Source organism: Corynebacterium sp. HMSC066C02, from assembly GCF_001814945.1.
Classification (GTDB): domain Bacteria; phylum Actinomycetota; class Actinomycetes; order Mycobacteriales; family Mycobacteriaceae; genus Corynebacterium; species Corynebacterium aurimucosum.
The window spans coordinates 109812-121932 of the sequence record NZ_KV818452.1; the positions used below are offsets into that span (position 1 = coordinate 109812).

The window sequence follows — 12121 nt, forward strand, 5'->3', positions numbered from 1 at the left end:
CCAGCTCACACCAAGCTAATGGACAGGATAATCGCTGGGCTCATCGGAGAGCATGAGGGTGCGGCCCGAGGTCAGTGAGAAGGTCAGGTTCTTGAGGAAGCGCTCCCGCGTTAGGGGCTCGCTATAGGAAGCGATGAGCTCCTGCACCTCTGGCGTCGCCAGCGCCGCTCGCGCCTGGCGGGTCTTGTCCTTGTCATACCACGGCGGGAGGTACTCGATGTCCGCGCCCGTCTGCGCAGCCTGCCACTCCACGTCGAGGTGCTTGTCGTGGCCCACGCGCCCGCCTTCCTCACGGGGCATGCGCGCCGCCAGCGGGGTGGCCAAGCCGATAGTGTCGAGAACTCGGACATTGAGCGGCGCGTTCATCGACGTCATGCCCAAGTTCACCAGATACACCGTCGGCGGCTCATCCATACCCGGCTCGCGCGGAACGGTGAGCCAATTGAGAAGGTCCTTCTCCTCATCTTCCACATAGATCGTGGCCAGGGCATCTCCGTCCACCAGTTTCTCGCCGGCCTCTTCGTAGCCGCGCATGAACTTCATCCCCAGGTAGTCTTTGGCCGAGCGCGGCGGGTAGCCCGCCTCACGGTTGGTGGCATAAGTCCAGAAATCACGTTCGTCCACGATAGACAGCGGTTGCTCATAAGCCTCCCAGTCCATCGGGTGCCCGCGCAGCACGATGACGACAGCCCACACCGCACAGAAGACTGCTGCAAGCGCGGACACCAGCTCCTTTAGCGGCAGCACGAAAACCGGGAGGAGCGCAGCGAAGAGCGGCAGCAGCAGCATGCGGCCATGCATGAAGTCACCGCCGACGCGCAGCACGTACAGCACGTGCACCGCCGCGGCCCCGACCATCAGGTAGGTCACGGTGGTGGAACTGCGCAGGGCTGCCGGGCGCAGCTGGGCGCGGAAGGTCCACAGCGCCGCACCCGCCAGCACGAGAACGGGCAGGTACAGGGCATAAGGCCCTATAAAATCCTGCAGGTAGTTCAGGCCGCTGTCCCACGCGCTTGACGACGCCGACTTTGCCACCGCCGTGTGCGGCGTCAATAGGCCGTAATAGCCCATGCGGAAGAACTGGTAACCCGCGGGGATGGGCAGGGCCGCGCCGAGGATGCAGAGCCAGGCTTTCCAGTTGCGGTGCGCTGCCAAAAGCAGGAGGCCGGCAAGGCCGCCGTAAAGCGCGAACTCCGGGCGCACGAGCCAGGCCAAACCAGCCCACAGCGCGAGCCAATAAGCACTAGTATTCGTGCGGGATTGCGCCCAGTGCTGCAGCAGCGCCCAGAGGGCGGCGAGGTAGAAGATGGACAGTCCCCATTCCAGCCCGGAGGTGAAGAAATCACGGGCCGGAGGCAGTGCGAGGTAGACCAGCGCGCCGGCGGGAGCCACGAGTGGTGCAGAAAACTGGCCCGAGCGGAAGAAGGCCCGGGCTGTGGCCCACGCCCCCAACATCATGGCCGCGACCGCCAGAAACAATCCCAGGTTGACGGCGATGGACTCCAGCGGGGCGTTCGTGACCCAGCGGGCAAGCAGGATAAGGTACTGCCATAGCGTCGAGGTATTGGCCTCCACGCGCTCACCCACGTTGAAAACGGGGCCGTTGCCCTCCTCCAGGTTGCGCACGGTACGCAGGACGATGAGGCCGTCATCGGAAATCCAGCGGCGCGCGAAGCCACCCCACAACGAGAAAACTCCGATCACGATGACCGAGGCCAACGCGCTGAGCGCCGCCGCGGTACGTGTATCGGATTTTCGCATGAGGAGAGAGTTTAGCCCATCATGACTGGCATGATGTAAACAGCCATGGCGATGCAGGCCAGCCACAGCAGGGCCAGGATCTGGAGGACGCGGTCCTCCAAGGCAATCTCGTCCGGGGCACCGCCGTTGCCGCGGTCCACGTCGGCGGCATAGCGCAGAATCGCGATGGTAAACGGCACCATGGAGATTTGGTACCACACGCTGGCCGGGCCATCAGACTCGTTGGAGAGCTGGAATCCCCACAGGGAGTAGGACATGACAACTGCGGTGGCCGCTAGGGTCCACACGAAGCGCAGGTAGGTAGGCGTATAGCCCTCCAGGGATTTGCGGATCTTGGCGCCCGTGCGCTGCGCTAGAAGGATCTCCGAGTAGCGCTTGCCCGAGGCCATGAATAGGGAGCCGAACGCGGCAACCAGCAGGAACCATTGCGACAGCACGATGCCCGCGGCCACACCGCCGGCCATGGTACGCAACATGAAGCCGGAGGACACCAAGGCGATATCGATCACCGGCATGTGCTTCCACCCGAAGCAGTAGCCCAGCTGCAGGCCAATGTAAATGGCCATGACGATGGCGAGCTCCAGGCCCGCCGTGGCCAGGAAGGACAGGCCAATCGAACCGATGATGAGCACTGCCGCCATGACATAGGCCAGGCCCACCGGAAGCACGCCGGCCGCGATTGGGCGGAAGCGTTTCGTCGGGTGCGCGCGGTCAGCCTCTACATCGCGGGCATCGTTGATGAGGTAGATGGAGGACGCGCCCATGCAGAAGACGATGAAGGCGAGGAGGACGTCGAGAAGCACGCGCGTGTGAAACAGCGACTCCGCGCCCGCAGCCGCAGGAGCCGCCAAGACCAAAACGTTCTTGACCCACTGCTTGGGGCGCAGGGCCTTCACCATGCCATCGGCGAGGTTCTTCGGCGGCTTGCGCTTGCGGCCGGTATCGATGCCGGAGGTGTGCGGCTCAGAGTGGAAGACTCTCTGTTCGCCGTCGTCGACGCGGTTGGGTCGTTCGCTCATGCGGTCTTCCTTTCATAGCGGTGACATGCTTCCGCGGTGGCGGCTCCCAGCAGGGCACCGATCGCCGTATCGGATGGGTAATGTACCCCGAGCACCATACGCGAGGCCATCATGACCGGCACACCAACGAGCGGTGCCGGGGTTCCTAGAACGTGCGCTGCACCCACGAGGAACGCGCTTGTCGACGTCGCGTGGGACGACGGAAAAGACAGCTTAGACGGGGTTTTCACGCCGACTTTGACGTAGTCATAGTCAGGGCGCTTGCGGCGCACAATGCGCTTGATCACAACGCTGGCTGCGTGCGCCGTGAAAGCGCCCACGCCGACGGCTAGCCACTGGCGGCGACGCGCCGGATTCTGGTAATTCACGGCGACACCTAAGCCGGAGAGCGCCAGCCACCCTAGGGCGTGCTCGCCGAAGTGGCTTAAACCCCGCGCGGTGGGCAGAACGCCGGGGGCATCAAAGGCCGCGTCCTGAATCTTTTCAAGGACGTGGGATTCGGCGACAGAAAGCTTATTGGGCATCGAAGACCTTTCGCCAGGACTCGCGGGAGGTCAGCTCCGGCAGGGCCGCGCGGTACTCGGCGCGCAGGTCATCGAAGTTATCGTCGATTTCCTTGAGCAGCTCGCGGGTGGACTTCACCAGCTCGAGGGCCAGCTCGCGGTCGCGCTTGCGGAAGGCCACGCCGGTGCCACCCGCGGTAGAGACGGTGGCGGAATCGACGCGGGAAAGCGTGAACCAGCGGGCCTCCTCCGGGGTGAGGTTGAGCTGCGGCGCTTCATGGTGTGCCGGGTCTTCCTTGGTGACCAAGTGCTTGGCGGACTTGATGAGCCACGGGATCTTCTTGATCTTGCCCAGGCGGCCGCCGACATTGCGGGTCGGCACGCCCGGCGCGCCGGTGGGCGCGGGCAGTTGGTCCGCCGAATCGATAATGACAGCATCCGGGAATTCCTTACGGATTGCGGCGATGCGCGGCAGCGAGGACTCCAGGATATCGAAGAGCTGATCCGGGCCTGCCAGGAAGTCCTTCATGGCCTCCAGCTGGATGGCCATGGTGGAGTACTCCATGCACATGGTGTGCTTGAGGGTGGACTTGAAGATGGACTTGGTAATCCCGCGCGCATCACCCTCGTGGTAGAGGGCCGCCACGATGAGGCGGTTGCGCAGGTGGAAGTAGGCCTGCCAGTCGATGGCATCGTCCTTATCCGCCCATGCCATATGCCAGATGGCCGCGCCCGGCCAGGTCACCGTGGGGAAACCGTGGGCGGCGGCGCGCAGGGAGTACTCGGTGTCATCCCACTTGATGAACAGCGGCAGCGGCTGCCCAATGCTCTCCGCGACGACGCGCGGGAAGAGGCACATCCACCAGCCGTTGTATTCCACGTCGACGCGGCGGTGCAGCGCGCGGGAGTCATATTTCTTCGGATCGAGGTGGGACTGGGCATCACCGATGGCGCGCAGCGGGTACTTGGCAAAGTCGTGGTCGTAGACGGCGTGCTCGGCCGCGCCCCACATGAAGTCGGCGCGGTTCACGCGCTCACCGGTGGTACGCAGCTGGGAGCGCTCCTGCAGGTTGAGCATCTGCCCGCCCACGATGAAGGGCTTGGCGGCATAACGCGCCGCCTGGACTGCGCGGAGGATGGAATCCGGCTCGATGGCAATGTCATCATCCATGTAGAGGATGTACGGCGAGTCTGTGTTTTCCAGCGCCTCGAACATGATGCGGGAGTAGCCACCCGAGCCGCCCAGGTTGCCCTGGCGGAACTCGCGGAAGCGCTCACCGAAGTGCGCAACGGCTTCGTCGTAGCCCGGCTCGTCCGCCGGGTGCTGGTTGCCCTGGTCCGGCATAAGGACGTAGTCGATGATGCCGTCCACCACCGGGTCCTCCGCCAGTGCCTGCAGCGCCGCGACGGCGTCGGTGGGGCGGTTGAAGGTCGGAATGCCCACGGCCACGCGCTTCTCCTGCGCCGGGTACTCGCTGCCGTCCGGCAGGAGCTGCGGGTTCGGGGCGTGCGGGGCGCACCAGGAGGCGTCGGCAAGCACGGTGTCCTCAACGGCTGAGGCATCGAACCACAGCAGGCCGCCGTCCTCGAAGTTCTTCAGGGGCAGCTCAAACTCGTGGTGGCCGGTGGTCACCACGTGGTTGGCCACGGCGATGCGCTGGCCGTCCTGCTTGGATCGGTACAGGGAGATGTTGGCCTCGCCCTCGACGTCCATGACCAGCACGATGGACTTCAGTTGGGACCAGCGGCGCCAGTAGGCCGCCGGGAAGGCGTTGAAGTAGGTCTCGAAGGAGGCCTCTTCGCCGGCCGGGATGGTCACGGAGGTGCGGCCGCTCCAGCTGAGGCGCTCGCGGTTTTGCTCGGACTCGATGAGGTAGAGCATGCGGACGTCGACCGGCTCGCCACGCTTGGGCAGCAGGATGCGCTGTACGGGTTCGTACGCAGCAGAATTGTTGGCAGTCACGATATCTTCGGTTCTCCACACAGATTTCGACAGTATTCAGAAACCAAGATTAGTGCTTAAGCGCTGCTGCGCTGAGTTCCCACGCGGCTGCTCTTATATGACTCCTTGTCCGCATCCGCGCGCCTTAATCTACTGCAACGTCCACTTCAGCCGAGCTTTGCGCAAGAAAGATGCGCCTTGGCGAAAGGTTTCACACCAGAGGCTGGTGGAACCCTTTACGTCCTGGTGCGCCAGATCCCCAGATTTGGAACCCGAAACCTCCAGTTCACTGCTCAACTAGGCCACAGTGCTTGACGACGCCGACCTGCATGTTTCGGGTTCTAGGTCTGGGGAAATGGTTATGGCACTGGAATGCTCGACCCGACAAGTGGCAAATCACAGCTCTCAGGGTTTAGGCCGTCACCGGCGCATCCTCCGAGATGGGCTCGATACCCAGGCGGTTGAGCATGTAGAGCACACGGGCGCCGAGGTCATCGGCCAGCTCACGGGTCTCTTCCACGGTTTCTGCGGTGGCGATGTCCCAGATCTTGACGTCCTTGCCGGCTTCATCGCGCGGGACCTCGCGGCCGAGGTACACAATGAAGTCAGGGATAGTCACCAGACGCAGGTCCTCGACGTAGCGGTCCGGGTGCTCCGCCATGCCGCGCTCCTGGAGCACGTGAGCCATGTGCGAGTCCGGATCATTTTCGGGGTGGGCTACGGCGGCGTCGACCAGCAGGGCCTCGCCAGCATACTTCTTCGTCAGCGCCACAGCGGCCTGCGCCAGCGCGTGGTCGGTGCCCGCGGAGAAACGCACGTGGATGCGGTGGGTGCCGAAGTGCGCGCGCACCTCGCGCTCCACCATCACGGGAATGAATTCTTCTAAAGTCGCACCAGCTTCGTGACGCGCGATGGTGGCATCGAGGAAGGAGTCGATCTCCCGCGCGGTGTACTCGTGGCCATAATCTGCGTGCAAGTCGTGGCGCAAGGTATCGAAACGGCGGGCGTTCGGGGAAGTCATCTCTAAACTCACTTTCTGTTCGCCTATTGTTAACCTACTGTTAACCTTAAGTGATTGTTGGCCAGACCACAAGTTTTTATTTTCTTTGGTCTAGTTCCGCACGCTGGCAAAACCTCCCCATAAACGGCCAAAGGCCCGCCGGGTGTTCCGGCAGGCCTTCTTGGATTGTTCCTTCTTCTTATCGGGAATGCGCGTTGCGCGACTGCGCAGCTTGAGGTGTTCCTCGAGCCGCTCCGGGGACATCTTCCACATGCTGCGGTCTGCGCGCTTCTTCTTGCGCTGCGCCATGCCGTCACCTCCTTCCATCGAGGTGTTTCAGCATAGCGCGCCACGCTGCACTACCGGGAGCAGCCTAGTGACCGCGCTCCTGCTCCAGCGCCTTGCCCTCGTTCCAGAACGGAGCCAGCTTGTTATCGAACAGGCTCAGCGCGGAGGCGATGGCCATGTGCATGTCCAGGTACTGGTAAGTGCCCAGGCGGCCACCGAAGAGGACCTGGTTCTCGCGGGCCTCAGCGGCAGCGAGCTTGCGGTAAGCCTCCAGCTTGGAGCGGTCCTCCGGGGTGTTAATCGGGTAGTACGGCTCATCGCCCTTCTCCGCGAAGCGCGAGTACTCCTTCATGATCACCGTCTTATCCTTGGGGTACTTATCGGCGCGCTCCGGGTGGAAGTGGCGGAACTCATGGATGCGGGTGTAGTCCACGTCCGCGTCGTTGTAGTTCATCACCGGGGTGCCCTGGAAGTCACCGGTCTCCAGCACCTCCATGTCGAAATCGAGCGTGCGCCAGCCCAGCTCGCCCTCAGCGAAGTCGAAGTAGCGGTCCAGCGGGCCAGTGTAAACCACCGGCGCGTTTGGCGACGCCTCCCGCAGCTCCTCGCGGACGTCGAACCAGTCGGTGTTGAGCTGAACGTCGATAAGCTCATGCTCCGCCATCTTCTCCAACCATGCGGCGTAGCCATCGACGGGCAGGCCCTCGTAGGTGTCGTTGAAGTAGCGGTTGTTGAAGGTATAGCGCACCGGCAGGCGCGTAATATTACCGGCCGGCAGCTCCTTCGGATCGGTCTGCCACTGCTTGGCGGTGTAGTCGCGGATGAAGGCCTCGTAGAGCGGACGGCCAATGAGCGCGATGGCTTTCTCCTCCAGGTTCTTCGCCTCATCCACGGCGAACTCACCAGCCTGCTCCTTGATGAGCTGGCGTGCCTCATCCGGGGAGTAGTAGCGGCCGAAGAACTGGTTAATCAGCCCCAGCCCCATCGGGAACTGATAGGCCGTGCCGTCATGCATGGCAAAGACGCGGTGCTGGTAGTCAGTGAAATCGGTGAACTGGTTGCAGTAGTCCCACACGCGCTTGTTCGACGTGTGGAAGAGGTGCGCGCCGTACTTGTGGACCTCGATGCCGGTCTCCGGCTCAGCCTCCGAGTAGGCGTTGCCGCCTAGGTGCTCGCGGCGCTCGACGATAAGCACCTTCTTGCCCAGCTGGGAGGCTGCGCGCTCGGCCACGGTCAGGCCGAAGAATCCAGATCCAACAACGATGAGGTCATATGCAGTCATGAGCATCAGCTTAAAGCAGTAACGCGCATAGAACGGCGGGTGACACCCAAGCGAGAAAACTCGCGTGTCACACCCCCTTTCACTCCAACCCCTGGCGTAGCATTTGTCCCGTTAGTTAACTTTTTGCGCTCCTTTTAACCTTGTGGCGCACACCATCCTAGGGAGTAACAGTGCACCTCAAACGTCGTCTTGTTCCCGCGAAATCGACGTGGTCCACGCCGGTTATCGCTACGGTCACCTCGATCGCTGTAGTTGCTGCCGCAGCCGTGGGCGGCCAAACCCTTATCCACACCCAGGAAGCGGGCAGCGGGCCCATCGAAGTGAGCTCGGCCTCCGAGTCCTTTGGTTCTGGCGAAACGGTCGTGGTGGATGACCCGGCCATCGCCGCCCAAGGCGAGGGCGAAGGCCCGCGCGCGGTCAAGCAATTCCACCGCGATGAGACCTTCTCCTCTTTTGCCGTGACTTGGAAGGGCGCGCGCGATGTCGCTGCCTTCGTCCGCGCCAAGCAGCCAGACGGGTCCTGGTCCGAGTGGTACGACATGGACTCAATGTCCTACAACAACGATGATCCGAACGCCACGAACGGCACCGAGCTCATCTTCGTGGGCGATACCAACGACGTGCAGGTCTCCATCAACAATGTGGATCTGGTAACCGGGTCGAATCTGGACGAAGAGTTCACCGAAACCCCCGTTGAGGACACCGCGCTTGACGACGCCTCCTTCAACGTCGGCGACATCGCCCCCGTCGCCGAGACCGAAGAACTTCCCGCCAATAGCGACGTGGAAGGCCTGGAGGCTGTCTTCATGGACGGCAACGCCCAGGAGGGCGAGGTCATTGAGCCGACCGCCGAGACCGACGGTATGCCGCGCGTGGTCTCGCGCGCAGGTTGGGGCGCGGATGAGAGCATCCGCTGCTCGAGTCCCACCTATGACGATGGTGTGGAGGCCATTGCGCTGCACCACACCGCGGGCTCCAATAACTACACCCGCGCGCAGGCGGCCGCGCAGGTGCGCGCCGCGTACAAGTACCATGCGCAGAACCTGGGATGGTGCGATATTGGATACAACGCGCTGGTGGATAAGTACGGCACCATCTACGAGGGCCGCTACGGCGGACTCGATGAAGCCGTGCAGGGCGCCCACATCGGTGGCTTCAACCGGAACACGTGGGGCATTTCCATGATTGGTAACTACGAGACGGCCCAGCCGACGGAGGCCTTGCTGGAGTCCGTCACCGACCTTGCTGGCTGGAAGGGCGCGATTTCTGGTGTTGATCCGACCTCTCGCGTCTCCCTGCCCTCGGAGGGCTTCAAGGGTTCGCGCTACCCGGCTGGTGCCTCTGCCCCGGTCTACGGCCTTTTCGGGCACAGCGACGTTCACTTCACTGCCTGCCCGGGGCGCTACACCATCGCCCAGTGGCCGAAGATCCGCCAGGCGGCGCACAAGAAGTACCTCGCCATCAAGTCGGGCGCGTCGGGCTCGACGTCAACGGACTGGGGCAGCGGCAATACCTCTACCCCAGACTCCTCTGGCTCTGCGCCGAAAAACAATGCGCCGTCTGCTCCCGCACCGGCTGCCCCGGCACAGGAGGCAACGTCCTCGCTGGGTGATACCGAAATCCCGATGGGCACCATCACCGCACTAGTCGGCCTGGCTGGCACGCTCTTCGCCATCATGTACGCCCGCTCGGACCAGCAGATTGACACGGATAAGACGGTCAATGGCCTGCCGGTGGAGCAGATCCCGGGCATCGTGACCAAGGTGTTGGCCCTGAGCAAGAACGAAGGCCTGAAGCAAACGTGGACGGCAGTTCTCAATGCCTTCGGCCCAGCACTTGGCCTGGCGGTCGGCGGTCCGGATGAGTCGGCAGGCATCATCTACCAGCTCTTCCAGAACGGCGTCGTGCTGAGCTCCGAAGACACCGGTACACACGCTCTGGTGGGACGCATCGCCAAGGAATGGGCGTCCGGCAACAACTCGGCGACGCTCGGCTTGCCGACGTCCGACGAAGTCCCCACCGGCTTCGGCAAGGAAGTCCGCGTGCAGTTCCAGGGCGGATCCATTGTCTACAATCCGGAGACTGAGCAGATTCAGGTCTTCACGGACTAATCCCAGCCGCACCGTGTGCGCGTGCAGCTCTGTGGGATCGCCGATGTTGCGGGAGCCACCTGGTGGCTTCCGCTTCAGCGTGTGTTTGGGATTGGGGTTTAGGTATCCGGCGGTACTGCGTCGAGTACGTCCCCGTTAGCCTGCTGCTGCAATGCAGCTTGTGCCGCTTGGTATGCCGGCTGGGACGTAATCGGCTCCGCCCAAGGTGGTACATAATCCACCCCACCCCGCAGCCTGAAAACATAGCCAGCACCAGTCGGCTTATCCGGATCATCATCATTGATGCCATTGTGATAGGCACACAACATCGTCAAATTCGGTGGATCCGTGGTCCCACCAGCTTTCCACGGCACCAAATGATGCACCTGGCAATAGTCAGCCGGCTTATTGCACCCTTCACGCACACACGTCGGATGCTCCGCACTGGCCATAATCCGCTGCTCAAACCCCGCCAAACGCCGCACCCTGTGCAACCACACCGGCCCAATCGTCGGATGCACCAACGTGACATACCCAACCTCAGCAAACTTATAAGTGACAAACTCCCGGCCAGTCATCCGCCCGCCATTGGTGAGTTCAAGCTCAATATCATCACCCTCACCCCGCACAATCCGATCAAACTCATCCAAGGTCACCACCACATTGGTAGCCACCGCAGGCTTAGTGCCCCCGTGCGCCTTATCAAAGAACACCTGACCTGCCGCATCCAACAAATCAGCCGGATTAATCGACTCCAACACCCCGCGCATCTCACTAATGCGCAAGGCTGAATCAGTAATCGTCAACGAATGCGGCCCCACCTTCCGATACGTCAGACGCACCCCAACCTCCGGCACCCGCCGCGGTCGCAACTGCTTCAACCGTTCGTTTGCCACCTTCGGGATACGGTGTGCTGGGGTCCCCGCCAACCGGACACGCAAATTCCACGCATCCAACTCCTTTTTCACCTTGGCGGTATAGGACTCAATCAAACTCAACGTCGCCACATCATGCTTGTGAGCAACCGCAGCCGCACGGGCCTGGCGCTGCTTGCCCGTAAAACGCGTCGGCCCGAAATACACCCCATGCAACCCAGCCAACTCCGCAGCATCAGCCTTTGATGCACCACGCGCGCGTAAATCATCCACACTGCCCACCGCAAGCCCCACAAGCTCCAACCCCGAACTGCGGTAGGAGAAATAAGTCTCCAAATCCCCCATGCGACAAAGACTAAAACACCACCACCCACCCCGCAACCGGAGGCAAAAACTCTCAGGTTCCGCCACAAATAGAGCAGGTAGCGCGGGGTTTCACGGCTACAGCGCGGCGGGGTACAGCAGCGCTAGAACCAACGCTCAAGGACCTTTGCCACACCTGCTTGGTGGTGCGCTAACGTCACAGTATCTGCGGCCGCCACGACATCCGGGTGTGCGTTCTCCATGGCAACACCGCACCCAGCCCACTCGAGCATCTCGATATCGTTGGGCATATCGCCAAAGGCGATGATGTCTTCGCGGGCGATACCGTGGTGCTCAGCCAACCACTTAATTCCGCGCTGCTTCGTCACGTTGGGGGCCGCCACCTCGAGGATGCCCTCGGACATTGAGTAAGTCACGTGGGCAAGCTCGGAATCGATGTGGGGAGCGATGAGGCTGTAGAGCTCCGGCGCGGAGAATGCGGTGTTGCGAATCAACAGCTTCACCGCCGGCCGGGACACCAACTCCCCCACGCTAACCAGCCCAAAGCCTTCGAAGAGCGCGTTTTCCGAATAGTGCGACTCAACCACGAAGAGTTCCTCAACCGGATCCAAAACCGAGCCGCCCGCACGTTCCGCACCAAAGCCAACGCCGCCATGGGGCTCGAGTACCTTGGTGGCTACCTCTACGGTTTCCGCGAGGGCCTCCGGCGAGAGTCCGTGGGCGGAGAGCACGCGGTCTTCCGCTGAGTCATAAATCACCGCGCCATTTGATGTCACGCACACTGGGCGCACGGTCAGCTGGTCCAGCACAGGCATGATCCAGCGGAAGGGCCGGCCAGTTGCCAGCGCGAACTCGCTGCCCGCTGCAACCGCGCGGGCCACTGCTTCGCGGTTTCGCCTGGGCACCCGGTGGTTCCGGTCCAATAAGGTGCCGTCGATATCACTAATGATGAGGCGCGGAGCGCGGTCCGAAAATACGTCACTGGCCATAGCCCCGAGTCTACGTCAGGGCGACACGCTCAATGGCGTGCCCGCAAC

10 protein-coding genes are annotated in these 12121 nt (G+C 62.5%); 1 reads left to right on the plus strand and 9 read right to left on the minus strand.

Translation table 11 applies throughout. From position 1 onward, the window contains the following. Positions 1-15: 15 nt before the first annotated feature. The 7 genes from zomB to glf all read right to left on the minus strand — a co-directional run bounded on the left by zomB (position 16) and on the right by glf (position 7795). A complete protein-coding gene (gene zomB / locus HMPREF2996_RS07305) occupies positions 16-1761 on the minus strand; it encodes an arabinofuranosyltransferase AftB family protein (protein WP_070730792.1) in 1746 nt (581 codons plus the stop codon). 11 nt (positions 1762-1772) lie between these two features. Then, positions 1773-2780, minus strand: coding sequence for a decaprenyl-phosphate phosphoribosyltransferase (locus HMPREF2996_RS07310; RefSeq protein ID WP_070443285.1), 1008 nt, complete (start codon positions 2778-2780; stop codon positions 1773-1775). Then, a complete protein-coding gene (locus HMPREF2996_RS07315; RefSeq protein ID WP_070730794.1) occupies positions 2777-3304 on the minus strand; it encodes a phosphatase PAP2 family protein in 528 nt (175 codons plus the stop codon). Before HMPREF2996_RS07315 ends, HMPREF2996_RS07310 begins: the two co-directional genes overlap by 4 nt. Further along, positions 3294-5246, minus strand: a complete 1953-nt coding sequence (locus HMPREF2996_RS07320) for a glycosyltransferase (RefSeq protein WP_070730796.1) — start codon at positions 5244-5246, stop codon at positions 3294-3296. Before HMPREF2996_RS07320 ends, HMPREF2996_RS07315 begins: the two co-directional genes overlap by 11 nt. Before the next feature lie 391 nt (positions 5247-5637). Further along, on the minus strand, positions 5638-6246 hold the full coding sequence (locus HMPREF2996_RS07325; protein ID WP_070443278.1) for a three-helix bundle dimerization domain-containing protein: 609 nt from the start codon (positions 6244-6246) through the stop codon (positions 5638-5640). Between the two features lie 90 nt (positions 6247-6336). Continuing rightward, on the minus strand, positions 6337-6534 hold the full coding sequence (locus HMPREF2996_RS07330) for a hypothetical protein (RefSeq protein ID WP_070443276.1): 198 nt from the start codon (positions 6532-6534) through the stop codon (positions 6337-6339). 64 nt (positions 6535-6598) lie between these two features. Next, entirely contained in the window at positions 6599-7795 is a 1197-nt protein-coding gene (glf, locus tag HMPREF2996_RS07335) for a UDP-galactopyranose mutase (protein ID WP_070711688.1), read from the minus strand. Positions 7796-7965: 170 nt separating this feature from the next. On the opposite strand from glf, the gene HMPREF2996_RS07340 reads away from it, so the two are divergent. Next, positions 7966-9906 (plus strand): N-acetylmuramoyl-L-alanine amidase, encoded by a 1941-nt coding sequence (locus HMPREF2996_RS07340; RefSeq protein WP_070730798.1) that lies wholly within the window; start codon positions 7966-7968, stop codon positions 9904-9906. A 98-nt stretch (positions 9907-10004) separates the two neighbouring features. Here the strand turns inward: HMPREF2996_RS07340 and HMPREF2996_RS07345 are convergent, their stop codons facing one another. Continuing rightward, entirely contained in the window at positions 10005-11105 is a 1101-nt protein-coding gene (locus tag HMPREF2996_RS07345; RefSeq protein ID WP_070730800.1) for an HNH endonuclease signature motif containing protein, read from the minus strand. A 122-nt stretch (positions 11106-11227) separates the two neighbouring features. Continuing rightward, complete coding sequence (locus HMPREF2996_RS07350; RefSeq protein WP_070443268.1) at positions 11228-12073, minus strand: Cof-type HAD-IIB family hydrolase; 846 nt, start codon at positions 12071-12073, stop codon at positions 11228-11230. Positions 12074-12121 lie beyond the last annotated feature (48 nt).